The organism is Paenibacillus sp. FSL L8-0333 (genome assembly GCF_037965665.1).
Classification (GTDB): domain Bacteria; phylum Bacillota; class Bacilli; order Paenibacillales; family Paenibacillaceae; genus Paenibacillus_AQ; species Paenibacillus_AQ odorifer.
On sequence record NZ_CP150186.1, the window covers coordinates 2,883,209 to 2,899,287 of the forward strand.

General features: G+C 43.6%; 18 protein-coding genes and 1 riboswitch. Of the genes, 11 read left to right on the top strand and 7 right to left on the bottom strand.

The features are described 5' to 3' along the window. Nucleotides 1–5 precede the first annotated feature (5 nt). The 8 genes from NYE72_RS12680 (at nucleotide 6) to NYE72_RS12715 (ending at nucleotide 7,450) form a co-directional block, all read left to right on the top strand. Nucleotides 6–1,202 (top strand): hypothetical protein, encoded by a 1,197-nt coding sequence (locus NYE72_RS12680; RefSeq protein ID WP_036686286.1) that lies wholly within the window; start codon nucleotides 6–8, stop codon nucleotides 1,200–1,202. A gap of 142 nt (nucleotides 1,203–1,344) precedes the next feature. After that, entirely contained in the window at nucleotides 1,345–2,409 is a 1,065-nt protein-coding gene (locus NYE72_RS12685) for a fatty acid desaturase (RefSeq protein ID WP_036686288.1), read from the top strand. A gap of 158 nt (nucleotides 2,410–2,567) precedes the next feature. Then, a complete protein-coding gene (locus NYE72_RS12690; RefSeq protein WP_036686290.1) occupies nucleotides 2,568–3,704 on the top strand; it encodes a sensor histidine kinase in 1,137 nt (378 codons plus the stop codon). Further along, on the top strand, nucleotides 3,704–4,306 hold the full coding sequence (locus NYE72_RS12695) for a response regulator transcription factor (protein ID WP_036686291.1): 603 nt from the start codon (nucleotides 3,704–3,706) through the stop codon (nucleotides 4,304–4,306). The genes NYE72_RS12690 and NYE72_RS12695 overlap by 1 nt, the downstream gene beginning before the upstream one ends. Before the next feature lie 437 nt (nucleotides 4,307–4,743). Further along, complete coding sequence (asd, locus tag NYE72_RS12700) at nucleotides 4,744–5,829, top strand: aspartate-semialdehyde dehydrogenase (RefSeq protein ID WP_038570412.1); 1,086 nt, start codon at nucleotides 4,744–4,746, stop codon at nucleotides 5,827–5,829. Nucleotides 5,830–5,950: 121 nt separating this feature from the next. After that, nucleotides 5,951–6,349, top strand: a complete 399-nt coding sequence (locus NYE72_RS12705; RefSeq protein ID WP_038570415.1) for a hypothetical protein — start codon at nucleotides 5,951–5,953, stop codon at nucleotides 6,347–6,349. A gap of 116 nt (nucleotides 6,350–6,465) precedes the next feature. After that, nucleotides 6,466–6,648, top strand: a complete 183-nt coding sequence (locus NYE72_RS12710) for a DUF3934 family protein (RefSeq protein ID WP_038570418.1) — start codon at nucleotides 6,466–6,468, stop codon at nucleotides 6,646–6,648. A gap of 109 nt (nucleotides 6,649–6,757) precedes the next feature. After that, complete coding sequence (locus NYE72_RS12715; RefSeq protein WP_076101683.1) at nucleotides 6,758–7,450, top strand: pseudouridine synthase; 693 nt, start codon at nucleotides 6,758–6,760, stop codon at nucleotides 7,448–7,450. Here the strand turns inward: NYE72_RS12715 and thiE are convergent. Genes thiE through NYE72_RS12745 form a run of 6 tightly spaced genes read right to left on the bottom strand, consistent with a single transcriptional unit; the run spans nucleotide 7,431 to nucleotide 12,253 of the window. Next, nucleotides 7,431–8,087 (bottom strand): thiamine phosphate synthase, encoded by a 657-nt coding sequence (thiE, locus tag NYE72_RS12720; protein WP_081382642.1) that lies wholly within the window; start codon nucleotides 8,085–8,087, stop codon nucleotides 7,431–7,433. The genes NYE72_RS12715 and thiE overlap by 20 nt on opposite strands. Next, a complete protein-coding gene (gene thiD, locus NYE72_RS12725; protein WP_339211825.1) occupies nucleotides 8,077–8,907 on the bottom strand; it encodes a bifunctional hydroxymethylpyrimidine kinase/phosphomethylpyrimidine kinase in 831 nt (276 codons plus the stop codon). Before thiD ends, thiE begins: the two co-directional genes overlap by 11 nt. Before the next feature lie 23 nt (nucleotides 8,908–8,930). Continuing rightward, nucleotides 8,931–9,725, bottom strand: a complete 795-nt coding sequence (thiM, locus tag NYE72_RS12730) for a hydroxyethylthiazole kinase (protein ID WP_036686302.1) — start codon at nucleotides 9,723–9,725, stop codon at nucleotides 8,931–8,933. Nucleotides 9,726–9,766: 41 nt separating this feature from the next. After that, nucleotides 9,767–10,804: an ABC transporter substrate-binding protein gene (locus NYE72_RS12735; protein WP_339211826.1), complete on the bottom strand. Its 1,038-nt coding sequence runs from the start codon at nucleotides 10,802–10,804 to the stop codon at nucleotides 9,767–9,769. Further along, complete coding sequence (locus tag NYE72_RS12740) at nucleotides 10,801–11,577, bottom strand: ABC transporter permease (protein ID WP_081386761.1); 777 nt, start codon at nucleotides 11,575–11,577, stop codon at nucleotides 10,801–10,803. The genes NYE72_RS12735 and NYE72_RS12740 overlap by 4 nt, the downstream gene beginning before the upstream one ends. Beyond that, a complete protein-coding gene (locus tag NYE72_RS12745) occupies nucleotides 11,558–12,253 on the bottom strand; it encodes an ABC transporter ATP-binding protein (protein ID WP_169744765.1) in 696 nt (231 codons plus the stop codon). The genes NYE72_RS12740 and NYE72_RS12745 overlap by 20 nt, the downstream gene beginning before the upstream one ends. A 198-nt stretch (nucleotides 12,254–12,451) precedes the next feature. Further along, a riboswitch (TPP riboswitch) is annotated at nucleotides 12,452–12,555 on the bottom strand. Nucleotides 12,556–12,777: 222 nt separating this feature from the next. On the opposite strand from NYE72_RS12745, the gene NYE72_RS12750 reads away from it, so the two are divergent. From NYE72_RS12750 to NYE72_RS12760, 3 genes are read left to right on the top strand one after another with little or no spacing between them, the layout of a single operon-like run. After that, nucleotides 12,778–13,614, top strand: a complete 837-nt coding sequence (locus NYE72_RS12750; RefSeq protein WP_076273865.1) for an amino acid ABC transporter substrate-binding protein — start codon at nucleotides 12,778–12,780, stop codon at nucleotides 13,612–13,614. A gap of 53 nt (nucleotides 13,615–13,667) precedes the next feature. After that, on the top strand, nucleotides 13,668–14,336 hold the full coding sequence (locus NYE72_RS12755) for an amino acid ABC transporter permease (RefSeq protein ID WP_076275545.1): 669 nt from the start codon (nucleotides 13,668–13,670) through the stop codon (nucleotides 14,334–14,336). A gap of 13 nt (nucleotides 14,337–14,349) precedes the next feature. Then, nucleotides 14,350–15,102, top strand: coding sequence for an amino acid ABC transporter ATP-binding protein (locus NYE72_RS12760; protein WP_036686311.1), 753 nt, complete (start codon nucleotides 14,350–14,352; stop codon nucleotides 15,100–15,102). 95 nt (nucleotides 15,103–15,197) lie between these two features. Here NYE72_RS12760 and NYE72_RS12765 read toward each other — a convergent pair whose 3' ends face one another. Then, nucleotides 15,198–15,854, bottom strand: a complete 657-nt coding sequence (locus tag NYE72_RS12765; RefSeq protein ID WP_038570438.1) for an S-layer homology domain-containing protein — start codon at nucleotides 15,852–15,854, stop codon at nucleotides 15,198–15,200. Between the last annotated feature and the right edge of the window lie 225 nt (nucleotides 15,855–16,079).

A 16,079-nucleotide genomic window follows, 5' to 3' on the forward strand; every position in this document is an offset into this window, starting at 1 on the left:
AAGGGATGGAATTTCATTTGGAGATGATTGTTAAGTGTTTAACGAACCACAAGCTGCAGAAATATTGGAAAGGATTCGAGGCTGTTTCTTTTGCATTTTATAATAAGGATAACGTGTATCTGTACAATCATCCCAAATTTAAAACGGTAGGATATCATCCACATTTGCTTCCTTGGAGTAATGAATTCTCAGGAGATACAATCATTTTATATGAGGATCACCCTACAGCCATCGTTAATCTGGAATTACATGAAGAATTCGAAGACTTGTACGCAATTTGTGTACACGAATTGTTTCACGGTTATCAATTCCTGATGGGAGATGAACGTTATGCAGATGAATTATTGATGATTACCTACCCTTTATCCCTCGAAAATATGGAATTGCGGATTCAAGAAAGACATCATTTATATCTTAGTGTAATGGCAGCTACTATTGAAGAGCGTAATCAAGCAATGTACAGATTTATTGCCTTACGTCAACAAAGAGAACAGCTGCTCGGGGAGTACGTGCTAAATGAATATCTTATTGAAACGCTGGAAGGACCCGCTTGGTATGTTGAATTAAATGCCTATGCCGAGAAATCCACACTTCCTAATGAGGAGGTATTGCAGAAGTTCAGTTCGTATTTAATAGATGAACTTGAATCATCGGCAAATATTAGAAGAAGCTGCTATGGTTCTGGACTGTTTATATGTTTGCTGCTGGATGAGCTTCGCACCGATTGGAAAGAAGAGTTTATGAAGTCGGAGTTAAGTTTATATGCGTTTTTTAAGCAATTTGTGGATCAAGTCATCATTCCCTTCGAGGAGATATCCATCAGCAAAGAAACGGAAGATATTATGCAATCGGTCAAAACAATCAGGGAGAAGGAATTCATTGATTTTATCAGCCTTGAAGGGTACCACCTGTATATTGAAGGAGATATAAAATCTACGGGTTTTAATCCTATGGGTATTATTGGTGGAGATGAGAAATGTATTCATAAGAATAATTTACGAATCCAAATCAATGATGCGGAGTATTTTCTGGAAAAGCCAGTGATTAGCTACTATAAAGCTGACCTTCGAAATATTAATAAACTGCACTTAGTATTAGATGAACCTCCAACTTTTAATAAAGATTCGTTAATCCTTAATGGAATTGGTGAGATCAAAGGTCAATATGAAGTGAAGGAAGATGGATGTTGGCTGCAATGCTGACGGAAATTGATTAGAATGAGAGTATGACATTTGTCATACTCTCTACTTGATGTTTATGACTTATAGGATGATACTTCATCGCCTATACTTAGAGTAGATGAAAAGATCCTTAGCCGGACACATCAAGGAGGAAACGATATAGATGACTACAAAACAGACATCACAGCTCTCCAGCCTTAAAAAGAGTGTAGCCCCTTACGAGAAAAATGACCGCAACGCAAGTATAAGACAGCTCATCAATACTTTAGGACCACTTGTGCTGTTATGGGGCGGAGCTTATTTCTCTTTATCCGTTTCCTATTGGCTCACCCTTCTGTTAGCTATTCCTGCAGCAGGATTTGTAATTCGAACTTTTATTATTTTTCATGATTGCACACATGGATCGTTTTTTAAGAATCGTAAAGCGAATGATATTATCGGAACGATCACAGGTGTACTGACACTGGTTCCTTATCGGCAGTGGAAACATAGTCATTCCATTCACCACGCCAGCTCCAGTAATCTCGATAAAAGAGGGATCGGCGATATTTGGATTATGACGGTCGATGAATACGCAGCAGCTTCCTTCTGGAAACGTCTATATTACCGGATTTACCGCAATCCCATCGTGATGTTTGGTCTTGGACCGATTGCTGTTTTTATGATTCAGTATCGTTTTAATGTTAAAGGTGCTAGACGCAAAGAGCGGATGAATACCTATTTGACGAATATTTCAATCGCAGCCCTTTATGGCTTGCTGATATGGGCTATTGGCTGGCAGGCATTTCTTATGGTGCAGCTGCCTGTAGCATTTGTATCAGGGTTTCTCGGCATATGGTTGTTCTACGTCCAACATCAGTTTGAAGACTCTTATTTCGAGAATGAATCCGAATGGAGTTATGTGATGGCCGCGGTTGAAGGCAGCTCATATTATAAGCTGCCGAAGGTGCTGCAATGGATTACGGGCAACATCGGCTTCCACCATGTGCATCATTTAAGTCCAAAGGTGCCAAACTATAATTTGGAAAAAGCGCATAACGCGACTCCACCGCTACAAAAAGCAACAACGATTACGATTGGTACCAGCTTGAAGGCTCTTCACTTCCGTCTTTGGGATGAGGAAAATAAACGTTTCATCAGTTTCAAAGAGATGAAGTCCATATTAAATAAACCTAAAACAGCAGGCGAGGTCCTGCAAGTTCATAAGCCCAGACTCCAGGGAGAATAATGGTCCACATTGTAATCAAATAGCAGCAAATGGAAGGTTAGAGCCGGAGAACTCATTCGCGCTCTAATCTTTTTTCTCTTTATCGTTGTGGTTCACCGGATTTTACCGGATTTATGCTAGAATAGGGTGAGTGGCATATGGCAAAAAGGAGAGCGAACATGCAGAAGTGGCATCATATTTTTCATAAAAGTACAGGTCTTAGCCCTTATGTATGGGTCGTATTTTATATTCTACCGTTTTATTTCATCTTTCGGTCCTCCTCTCCCTACCAGGTAGTTTCGGGAATCTTGATGATCGCTGTGTTTTTTGTTTGTTATGTGCTTTCTTTTGTCTCCAAGGGTTGGTTAGTTTATTTTTGGACGAGCGTGCAGATACTTGTCTCTATAACGATGACGTTGTTGTTTGGATATATGTATTTTGCGCTTTTTTTAGCCTTTTTTATTGGGAATATCCAGAATCGAGTAGGGTTTTTCACCCTATACTCCATTCATTTGCTGACTACGATTATTACGATCAATTATGAGCTGCTGTCGCGTAATCCCGTATTTATCAGCCAGCTTCCGTTTGTGCTTGTCAGTATGATTGCAGTGATCCTGCTGCCAATCAGTACCTATAACCGCAATAATCAAGGGAAACTGCAAGACCAATTGGAGGATGCTAATAAGCGAATCTCTGAATTGGTTAAGCTCGAGGAACGCCAGCGGATTTCACGTGATCTACACGATACATTAGGTCAGAAGCTTTCGTTAATTGGTCTGAAAAGTGATTTGGCAGGAAAGCTTATCGACAGTAATCCGACGCAAGCAAAAGCCGAGATCAATGATGTACGTCAGACGGCAAGAAGTGCACTGAAAGAGGTCCGGGAGATGATTACGCGAATGCGCGGCATTCGGCTTGAGGACGAACTCGTTCATATACAGCAGTTTCTTGCGGCTGCGGAGATCGACTATGTTTTACAAGGCAATCCTAAACTGTCTAACACTTCATTGATTACGGAGAATGTGCTCAGCATGTGTATTAAGGAAGCTGTCACAAATGTTGTGAAGCATAGTAATGCACAATCTTGCTCAATTATCATTGAACCCACACGCACAGATCTCATCATTAAAGTGAAAGATGATGGAACCGGCATCCCGGGCAATGATCTTTATTTTAAAGGACATGGGCTGCAAGGTATGCGGGAACGTCTTGAATTTGTAAATGGCTGTATGGATATCGTGCAAGATGGGGGAACTACGATCGTGATTAAGGTCCCTAATGCATTTAAGCATCCGGAACAGGAGGTAACCTTATAATGATTAAGATTGTAATCGCTGAGGATCAGCGGATGCTCCTTGGAGCGCTGGCATCTTTGTTGGATTTAGAAGAGGATATGAAGGTAGTGGGCCGGGCAAGCAACGGGGAAGAAGCTGTAGCGATGGTTCAGCAGCATAAGCCGGATATCTGTATTATGGATATTGAAATGCCAGCGATGAGTGGTCTCGACGCTGCGGAAGCACTGAAGAATAGCGGCTGCAAAACGATGATATTAACCACCTTTGCCCGTGCGGGATATTTCGAACGTGCGCTCAAGGCGGGAGTTCACGCTTATTTGCTGAAAGACAGTCCAAGTGAAGAACTGGCACTTTCGATACGTAATGTGATGGCAGGCAGACGCATGTATGCACCGGAGCTAATGGATGAAGCCTACAGCGGTGAAGTTAATCCTCTGACTCAGCGCGAGAAGGAAGTGCTTGGACTCATTGCCGACGGCAAAAATACAAAAGAGATCGCCAGCCAATTGTACATTACCACGGGAACAGTCCGGAATTACATCTCTGTTATACTAGATAAGCTGGATGTAGGTAACCGCATCGAGGCAATCACTCGATTTAAGGAAAAAGGTTGGTTTAAATGAGCGTGGGTAAGAAACGATTAGTTGGCAGAAGCAGCTTGTAAACGTGAATCGCTAATCGCTGATCGCTGTTTATACTCACCAATCGCAAATAGATGTATTTCCTACAACTATATGCTATAAAATGCTCTGCAGATGCGATTTAGTTGCATTTCTTACATCTAAAAGTTCGCTTAGAGGGCATTTCCATTATTTTTCGGGGAAATAGTTGTAGAGAATGCAGTTAAAGAGTTGTCTAAGCAGAAAATATACTTATAATTGTACTGAGTGCAGCTATTTCTTTTATTCGCATTAATGAAATTCAATATAATCTGCTAAAAATAAAATTTTTAATGTTATTTTGATGTTAACACTCGCCAAATGTTCCCGCGCCGTATATCATTAATTATCGGCCTATTATTCACAATAGGACAGTTAATCAAAAGGAAGTGTATTTTCTGATGTCAAGAAAGCTAAGAGCCGGCATAGTTGGCGGCACAGGTATGGTAGGACAACGTTTTATTGCCCTTCTAGAGAATCATCCTTGGTTTGAAGTAACTGCGATTGCTGCCAGTGCTAGATCTGCTGGAAAAACGTATGAAGAATCGGCCAAGGGCAGATGGAAGTTATCTACTCCAATGCCTGAGAACGTAAAGAATATTATGGTCCAAGACGCTTCTAAGGTAGAGGAAGTAGCTGCGGATGTAGATTTGATCTTTTGTGCTGTTGACATGAAAAAAGATGAGATTAAAGCGCTCGAAGAGGCTTATGCTCGCACCGGAACGCCAGTAATCTCCAATAACTCAGCGCATCGCTGGACGCCTGACGTGCCTATGGTCATTCCTGAGATTAATCCGGAGCATCTTGAGGTTATTGCACAGCAAAGAAAACGTCTGGGAACAGAGACAGGGTTCATTGCAGTTAAACCTAACTGCTCCATTCAAAGTTATGTGCCTGCACTTCATGCGCTCAAAGACTTCAATCCATCTAAAGTGGTGGTCACTACCTACCAAGCTATTTCTGGTGCAGGAAAGACTTTTGCGGACTGGCCAGAAATGCTGGACAACGTGATTCCTTACATCGGTGGCGAAGAAGAGAAGAGTGAGCAAGAGCCTTTGCGGATCTGGGGAAGCGTTGAAGAAGAGGGTATCGTAAAGAGTGAAGCGCCAACGATTACTTCGCAGTGTATCCGTGTGCCTGTAGCGGATGGACATATGGCTGCTGTATTTGTTTCTTTTGAGAAAAAACCGTCCAAAGAAGAGATTCTGAATCTCTGGAAGAGCTTTAAAGGACGTCCTCAGGAGCTTGAACTGCCTAGCGCACCTAAACAGTTCATTACCTATTTTGAAGAGGACAATCGTCCACAGACCAAGCTGGATCGTGATATTGAGAACGGAATGGGCGTATCGACGGGCAGACTTCGCGAAGATGCCCTCTATGATTACAAATTTGTAGGTCTATCTCATAACACCCTGCGCGGAGCGGCTGGCGGTGCTGTGTTGATCGCTGAGCTTCTGAAAGCAGAAGGTTATATTCAACCGAAATAAGTCCATACATGAGCTGCAAAGCTGATGTGAATAGACACCTCATCAAAGCTTAGTCTTTGGTGGGGTGTTTTTATTTTAATTTTACATTTGGTAAAATAAGTTATGGAAGGAGAGGATACCTTTGAATAAATATTTATTAGCTTTTATTTGGTTACCATTAATCCTGTTTACAAGCGGTTGTACATCGTCAGCTCAAGAGGAACAAGAGTATGGAGTGTCATCTATAAATGCTGAAATTCCAATTCCGAAGAATGCCAAAGAAATCGAAGTGATAACAAATTCAAATAACCCTAATATAAAAATTGGAGCAAAGTACGAGTTGGATAATATAGGGGGAGAACAAGGTCTTTATCGGCCTGACAGCTATTTTAATAAATTAAGCGATGATGGATGGATAGAGCTGGAGGACAAGCGGTTAGGGCATGTGCAATTTTTTGAAAAAAAGGACACCGTCATCGCCATCGAAATACATGAGGATAGCTTTGATATTCATGAAATGAATAAAGATGCTAAATTCTAAACAGTGGCTAGTTAGATGAAGCATTTGTTATTACTTAAACAGAAAGGTTGAGAGTGTGGTAAGATAGGTAAAGTGTATAAACTATACGAATTCTGAATGACTGACGGAGTGATATAATGGGTGCAAAAAGTAAAGGTGGCGGAACAGGCAGAGGTACGGGGAGTAAAGGCTGGACACGCTGGAACAAAACAGCAAAACCAGTTAAACCTGCTAAAGGTGACCCAACGACGGGTCCAGGTGCTAAAGGTGCAAGTGGAAGCAAGGGCAGTAACGTGAAAAAAAGCGGAAGCACCAAATAGCTCCAATAAACTGGGTTATTCCTGAAGGTTAACATCTGATTTTGATCGTTAAAATCAGGTGTTTTTTTATGACCAGATGTAAGTATATAGAGAGAAAGTAGGATCAGCAGTGAGAATCGATAAATATATAAGCGAAACAGGCTTTTGTTCCAGAAGGGAAACCAAACGATTAATTGCTGCAGGTCGAATCGCTGTGAATGGTATCGTCTGTGATGCGAACATTCTTATAGAGCCAGAGGATATCGTATGGATCGATGGGGAGCCGATAACAAGCAGTAAAGGGGAGCCAGTGTATCTCGCTTTGAATAAGCCGATAGGCATTACCTGTACAGCAGCCCCACATGTAGCTGGGAACATTATTGATTTTGTAGGGTATCCTTCACGGATCTTTGCGATCGGCAGATTAGATAAAAACTCGGAAGGCCTCATTTTGTTAACCAACGATGGAGAGATCGTAAATAAAATGATGCGTTCCGAGAATGGGCATGAAAAAGAATATGTAGTTAATGTAGACAAACCGGTTACGTCAGAATTCTTACAAGCGATGTCTAGCGGCGTGAACATTCTTGGAATCACAACGAAACCTTGTGAGGTCTATCGGATCACAGAATGTCAGTTTAGAATTATCCTAACTCAAGGTCTTAATCTGCAAATACGCAGAATGAGCAAGGAGTTAGGATATAGAGTACTAAAGCTGGAGCGCATAAGAATTATGAATATTACATTAGACGGCTTGGAGCTGGGACAATGGCGGCATTTAAGCAGTGAAGAGCTGAATGAGCTTATGTCCCGCTTAAACTAACTTTGTCAACAAAGCCTCTGGCAGTTGGGGTAATGTCTACAGCTCCGGCAATCGCTGAGATAACAGAGATCCCATCCGCACCGGCTGCTAATACAGGTGCAACATTTTGCAGCGTGATTCCCCCAATGCCAACCAAAGGGATGGTAATGCCTTTATTTCTTAGTTCTTCAATAATCGCAGTGCCTTGAACAGCTTTGGCATCCTCCTTGGATGACGTAGGATAAATGGGACCCACGCCCAGATAGTCGGCTCCATCGGCAATCGCCTGCTGAGCTTCAGCGAAAGAGTGAGCGGATACACCAATGATTTTATTCTCTCCTAGTAGCTGACGGATTGCCAATGCAGGTGTATCCTCCTGTCCTACATGAATTCCGTCCGCATCAAGCGCGATCGCTAAATCAATGTCGTCATTCACGATAAAGGGCACGCCATTGGCATGACAAATCTTTTGAAGTCGTCTCCCAAGATTAAGTCGAGCCTTATCGCTTAAGGAACCGGTACCCTTTTCACGGAATTGAAACATGGTTATGCCCCCAGCAACCGCTTCCTGCAGCACCTTAACTGGAGCTTTACGGCAATTTACACTGCCCATAATGAAATAGACTTTTAATAGATCTCGCAGATGTTCACTGTTCATTCGTTGCACTGTTAATCCCTCGCAGTCTGTTTTGATAAGCAAAATGATTGGTTGGTCCATGTCCAGCCCCTATGCCCAGCTCGTCTTCAATCGCCGCTTGTATAAACGCTTTGGCAGTTTGAATGGCCTCAGCTACGGATTTGCCTTTGGCTAGCTCGGCGGTGACTGCTGCTGAATAGGTGCAGCCTGTACCATGCGTATGTCTGGTCTGAATCCGGTTACTCTCCAATAAGGTATATTCGTCACCATCATATAGAAGATCGGTTACGGCTGTGGTCGAGGTATCATGTCCCCCTTTTAGCACTACATATTTGGAGCCCATGCCATGAATGATTTTGGCTGCTTTTTTGCGTTCTTCGATGGTGGTGATCGTCATCTTTGAGATTATTTCGGCTTCGGGAATATTGGGTGTCGTCACCAATGCTAAGGGCAGCAGATGGCTGACTAAGGATTGAACTGCCTCCTGCAGCAGCAGTGTGGACCCTCCTTTAGCGACCATCACAGGATCAATTACAAGATTAGACCAGCCGTAATGCTTAATTTTATCTGCCACAATGCGGATGATGTCACTGTTAAATAACATCCCGGTCTTTACGGCATCTGGTTGCAGGTCAAGTCCTATAGAATCAAGCTGCTGAATTATGGCGTCCAGAGTCACTGGATAAACCCCTTGGACACCCAGCGTATTCTGCGCTGTCACAGCTGTGAGGACGGACATGCCATAGACAGAAAGCTCCTGAAAGGTTTTTAGATCGGCCTGAATGCCAGCACCACCGCCGCTATCGGAGCCGGCAATGGTTAGAGCTTTGGATATAATCATCGAATTCACTCCTTCGAGGGTCATTAACTGAGCTGTTTGATGCTGGATCTTTCTAGGAAGACTTCTGGCGTGACCCATGTCAGTTGATTTAGAAACTCAACCTGAAAACTTCCCGGCCCTTGACCAGTCGTTAGTTCAGCGGCGATTTCAGCTGCTACTCCATAGAAGGAGAGGGCTTCCACTGCGGCCTCCAACGAGGCACCTCCACTTACCGCGAGAAATGCACCCACAACAGCGCTGAGTAAACAGCCAGTTCCTGTAATCTTCGTGAGAATAGGGTGACCATTGCTGGCAATAAAAGTGTTTTTTCCATTCGTGATCACATCGTCTTTTCCAGTTATGATGACCACACAGCTTAACTTCCTCGCAGCAGCTTCAGCCAAAAGGACTACATCGCCTTCACCTTCGCCAGCATCCACCCCTTTAATGGACCAACTCTCCCCAATGACATTAGCGACTTCAGCCACATTCCCCCGCAGTGCGGTGATTTGCATCTCATTCACTAGCTTTTGAGTGACAGCGGTCCGATAAGAAGTTGCGCCTGCACCTACCGGGTCAAGCACTAGGGGAACCCTGTGTTTATTAGCGGATTTACCAGCGAGCAACATAGATTGAATGGCGTAATCATTGAGTGTGCCGATATTTAGAACTACAGCAGACGACATAGCGGCGATATCGATCACTTCTTCGTGGGCATCCGCCATAAAGGGAGAGGCGCCAAGCGCCAACAGACCGTTGGCTGAGAAATTGGCTACCACAATATTAGTGATGTTGTGGATCAACGGGTTGGATTCCCGTACTTTGGCTAAATAACTCATTATAATTCCTCCTCAAGCTTGTATGAACAACTAACTAAACATTACAGATTGATAAAAGCTTCCTGTGCTTTAATATCCTCTGGTAGAAGATCGTTGGTGGATAACCACTGCTGAACCTTTTCCCAAGATGTCGGGTCTTGATATCCAAAAGATTGATCGCCAGCATTCATCAGCGGCAGCAGAATCTCAAGACTTTTTTTCTCAATCTCCTTGTCGAGCGGTGAAGTTGCATCTTCATGTGCAACCAGTAAATCCAGGGCTTGTTCAGGATTCTGCTCCACAAATTCCTGTCCTTTTGTAATGGCATTTAGAAATTTTTTAAAGTAGGCTTCAGAATTTTGCAATCCTTGTTCGCTGGCCACCAGCACAAGCTCATAATAGTCAGGCACTCCGTAATCCGTTGGATTAAGCGAAGTGACCGGATGTCCCTCTTTTTCAAGGATTAGTTGTTCATGGTTGATGAACCCGCCCATTATTGCGTCTACTTGTCCAGTAGAGATCGCAGGGATGAGGTCAAAACCTACGTCAATCAGCTTGGCGGATGAAGGATCGTCTCCATCACTCTGGATCATTGTCCGAATCATCGCTTCATAGAGCGGAATGGAGGAATAGCCGATTTGTTTTCCCGCGAGCTCTTTTGGACTATGAATACTGCCAGCCTGAGGAACCATCAGATGATTCAGTGGATGCCGCACGATTGCTGCAATCGAACGTACAGGGATTTTCTCGCCGCGTGCCATAAGTACCTGAGGCTGATAACTGAGCGCTAGATCAATTTGATTCGCTGCAACAAGCTTTAGGGAATCATTGCTGTCCGCAGGCATTTTGATCTCGACATCCAAACCTTCCTCTTGGAAAAAACCTTGCTGTTGCGCAGCGTATAGAAAGGAATGAACGGCATTGGGATACCAATCAAGCATAATCGTCAGCTTGTGTGACTGCTTATTTTCGGTATTGGAGGGATCGGTTTGGGAGTTGTTATTTATCTTGTCTGCCTTCCCGCAGCTGCTTAAGAGCAAAAGTGTGCATACTAGAAATACAGAAATAAGTCCTCGTTGTGGGGATTTTAAATGATTCATTGGTTTGATCCTCTTTTCTTTAAAAATAATTGTTCGAGTAAAGCTATCGCCAGAAAAAGCACCACACCAAGCGCGGACAGCAGAAATACAGCCGCGAACATTTCATCGCTCTGCATATTTCCGGCCATTCTGCGGCTGAAGTAACCGAGTCCTTTACTGCCGCCGAGCCATTCCCCGATAGTAGCTCCGATGACGCAGTATACAATGGACAGCTTTAAGCCAGAGAAAAAAGCAGGCAACGCCAGTGGAATTTGGGTTTTGACAAGCAGCTGCCAGCGGTTTGCACCAAATGTTAATAATAAGTCCTTGTAAGTCTGGCCACTTGTACGAAGTCCATCATATGTACTCACTACGACTGGAAAAAAAGCCGTCAAAAACACCACAGCCACTTTGCTCCACAGCGAATATCCGAACCACATAATAAAAATGGGGGATAGCGCAATTAATGGGATCGTCTGGCTAATGATAAGAAAGGGATAGATGGCCTTTTCTATGGGGCGATACAGGAACATTCCAGTGCCCAGCAATACACCACAAATAACAGAAAGGACAAAACCCACCAGTATCTCCTGTAACGTCGCCAATAAATGCTGTCCAAATAATAATTGCCTGTGCTCGATCAATGCGATTCCAATAGAGGAAGGTGCAGGGAGAATAAAGGCTGGAATCATGTGAAGGCGAACAGCTGCCTCCCAGATTACAAGAATGAGCAGTACCAGAAGAAGGAAGGGACCATAGTTGTCTAGATGTTTTTTAAAAGGTATAGGTTGCATGCAATCTTCGCTCCAACTCTTCCCGTAGTGCTATAAACCGGGGTTCATAGTTCATCTTATAATGTCTTGGCCTTGGTAGATCCACAACGATCTCCTGTAATTCGCTGTGCGCACCGCCAGATAATAAATAAATCCGGTCACTGAGCAATAGTGCTTCTTCCAGATCATGAGTGATGAGCATAATCGTCTGATTCAATTCACCCCATAACTCCAACAGCCAACGGTGTATCTCGCGTTTGGTCATGGCATCGAGAGCGCCAAAGGGCTCATCCAGCAGCATCAGACCAGTTCCGCCTCCAGCCACTAAGGTGCGCAGAAATGCGACTCGCTGTTTCATTCCACCCGAAAGTTCATGGGGATAAGCCTTCTCTACATCTGCTAAGCCGAAGCGGGTCAACATTTCCCGAATCTGAGTGATCGTTTCTTGTTTATTGAATCTGGGCTTGATCTCCCAAGGCAAAAGGCAGTTGTCGAGCACTGTCCTCCAAGGCAGCAATAAATCCTGCTGAGGCATATAAGCGATCTGACCTAAACGACTAGCGGTTGACGGGTGCGTAGAGAGTTTTATTTTTCCGTGAGTAGGTTCGAGTAAACCGGCAATCGTTTTGAAAAATGTACTTTTCCCGCATCCGCTAGCACCTACTACGGAGACGAATTCCCCTTGCCTGATATCCATAGATAGATCTGCGAATACAGGGGGGTGCTCAGATTCCGGAAAAGAGTAGGTTAGGCCTTGAATAGATAAAATGGTCGTGATGATCTAACCTCCTAAAATTTTTGTGGAGCGCCTAAACAAATAAAGACCCATTCATTTCCAGAGGAAATGAATGGGTCAAAAAGTTCATTCTGCATAATAACACTTAACATGCTTGATGAAAATTCTGCTCCACTTCCCTCCGCTGGTATGATCCAGATCAGGTTCCAAGGGTCCGGAGCTTGAAGCTCCGTCTCAGTCGGCCGACTCCCCTAGTGAAATAACAGGTCCATATTAATTTGTTAATAAATATACCATATCTTTCTGAGAAGTAAAGAGAGAAAGAAGTGAAGGATTAATCCAAGATTGGGTAAGATATAAGTAGAAATCTAGTTAATATTACAATTCCGATGTATATAATCGGAAAAAAGTATTGACGATCATGTGATGGCAGTGTACTATTCAATTTACCGGAAAAAAACCGGATAGAGAGAGGGGATTTAAGAATGAAAAAATGGAGTTTAACTATTATATTGGCGTTAACCGTGGTCCTTGTAGCGGCTTGCGGCAATAATTCGAATACCAATACGGCTGCTGAACCAACAGCTGGAACGAATGGTGGAACAGCATCTTCAGCGCAAAACAGTTTGGAGGCTGTGAAGGCCAGCGGCAAATTGCGGATAGGTACAGAAGGGACTTATGCACCTTTTACTTATCATGACACTGCGGGGAAATTGACTGGTTTTGACGTGGAAATTGCTGAAGAAGTAGCCAAACGTTTAGGTGTTGAAGCTGAATTTTTTGAAACTCAGTGGGATGGTATTTTTGCTGGGATGGATGCGAAACGGTTTGATGTCATTTTCAATGAAGTTTCCATTAACGAAGATCGCAAAGTGAAATATGATTTCTCTGAACCCTATATCGTATCCAAAGCAGTATTGATCGTGAGCGAAGACAATGAGGATATTAAGACCTTTGCCGATCTTAAAGGTAAAAAAGCCGGACAATCCCTGACAAGTAATTTATCCGATATCGCTCGTGAGAACGGTGCTGAAATCGTAGCTACAGATGGTTTCAATCAAGCGATGGACCTGCTGACTTCGGGACGTATTGATGCAACTGTGAATGATGGCTTGTCTTATCTGGATCTGAAAAAACAAAAACCAGATGCAAAAATTAAAGTGGTTGATGAGATTCCTGAAGGATCACAAAGTGCCGCAGTATTCCTGAAAGGCAATGATGAGCTGGTGAAAGCGGTCAGTGATGCGATTACAGAGATGAAGAGTGATGGAACGTACTTGAAAATTTCCGAGAAATACTTTGGAGCTGACGTTTCAAAATAATACAAGGCTAGCAAGGCTAATTAAGCCTGGAAGCTAAAAAGGATGTCTGAATAATGGATGACCGCAAAATACAAATTTTCTTAGACACACTGCTACCCCTGCTAAAAGCCGGGGTGGCTTTTACCATTCCGTTGGCGCTACTTTCCTTTGTGCTTGGATTGATTTTGGCGATCCTAACCGCGCTGGCACGTCTTTCACCGTGGGTAATTCCGAAGCTAATCGCCCGTTTTTATGTGTGGGTTATTCGAGGAACCCCGTTGTTAGTGCAGCTATTTATTATATTTTTTGGTTTGCCGGCTGTTGGTATTGTACTCGACCCCTTCATTGCCGCCACCATTGGATTTACCCTTAGCGTAGGGGCTTATTCATCGGAAATCGTACGCGCTGCTATCCTGTCGATACATAAAGGCCAATGGGAAGCTGCCTTCTCAGTCGGGATGACTCGTGGGCAGGCTCTGCGCCGCGTAATTCTGCCACAAGCTGCGCGCGTTTCTGTACCGCCGTTATCCAATTCCTTTATTAGCTTGGTTAAAGATACTTCGCTTGCAGCGATCATCACCTATACGGAGATGTTTAGAACCGCACAGCAGGTAGCCTCTACCACTTATGAGCCTCTGCTGGTATACTCCGAAGCAGGATTGTTTTATTTAGTGTTCTGTTCTGTGCTGTCGGCGCTGCAAAATTACTTGGAGAAACGACTCGATCGTTACTCTGCGACCTAAAGGAGAGATACTTGTGATTGAAATCATTAATTTGCATAAATCCTTCGGCGCACTCCAAGTGTTAAAGGGTATTGATCTGAAAATGGAGCATGGAAAGGTACTTGTCATTATTGGGCCATCTGGCTCCGGGAAGACTACACTGCTGCGCTGTTTTAATCTGTTGGAAATCCCGGATCAAGGCAGCCTGTCGCTCAGTGATATCACCATCAATTTTACAGATCATAAGAAAATTCCTCAGAATTCCGTATTGGCCCTTCGTCAGAAAACAGGGATGGTCTTTCAATCGTATAATTTATTTCCGCATATGACTGCGCTTGGCAATGTGATGGAGGGACAGGTAACTGTCCTGAAACGATCCAAGGAAGAAGCGCGCAAGCGGGGGCTTCAGCTGCTGGCTAAGGTGGGTTTGGCAGATAAAGCTGATAACTATCCACATCAGCTGTCAGGTGGACAGCAGCAGAGAGTGGCCATCGCCCGGGCTATGGCAGTAGATCCAGAAGTGTTATTGTTTGATGAGCCCACTTCGGCGCTCGATCCTGAGCTGGTAGGGGAAGTGCTTAAGGTTATCAAACAATTAGCGGCAGAAGGTATGACTATGGTGATTGTGACCCACGAGATGAAATTTGCCGCCGATGTAGCGGACCGGATCATTTTGATGGATGGTGGTCATATCTTAGAGCAAGGGACTCCGCAAGAAGTGCTGGAGCATCCGAAGAATCCCCGGGCTCTGCAATTTCTGAACAGACTGAATGGTGAAGAAGAGTAGAAAGACAATATACACGAAAAAGCGGCTCGGGAATCATCCGGAGCTGCTTTTTCATGTGTAGATTATTCAAATGAGAAGAGTATCTGAAATTTGGCTTATACTCCAGTTTTCAGAAATTCCAAAGCGTTGTAGAGCATAATCGCTGCTTCGGCGCGGGTGAGTTCGCTTTTTGGATTAAACTTTCCGTTAGCATCCAGGCTATTGATCTTGTATTTCAGGGAGCGCTGAATACTGCCTTGATACGCAGGAGTCAGAGAAGCTTCATCAGCGATATCTACTGGAACGATATTGATCATCGGCAGATTGCCAACGCCTTCGATCGCTTGCACTAGATAGTTAGTGAATTGCTCTTTGGTCATAATGAGGTTAGGATCAATGTCTTTAGGAAGCTTAACTTCATTGTAATAAGCATTGATAAAGGCTTCAGCGTACCAGGCTTTGTCTTTTACTTTTGTGAACAAGCCGCTGGCAACAGGAGCTTTGTTAAAATCAATGGCCGCGAGGCTAAGCTGGAGACCGCCGGAGATAAACTGAATCCCTTGGGCTGTAGTTACCTTAGAGCCAGGGAGAAATTGAGATTCGCTGACACCTTTAATTAACCCTTGATTTTTTAAAGAAATGATTTTTTCTTTGCCGTTTATGTTATCAATATCCTTAAAGGTGTTCCCAGCTGCAAACATCTGACCACCCAAAGAAAAGGAGAAAATGGCTACGGTTGTGATCGCTGCTAGTGTGCTTTTTTTCATGTTCATGTCTTTTCACCTCGTTGTATGGATAGGCTCCTTAGCCTTTGTCACTCCTTTAACGTTGTAAATTATGGAAAGGTTGCGGTCTAATCTGTATTATTTCACGAAAAGGTAGATTTTAATAGAAATATGGGCCAGATTGGGGTGTAGTACTTTGGATAAGTGGCATGAAATGATATAATGATGTCAGGCTCTTTTCATTCGTGGTTAATTTTGTTATGATTATATCGT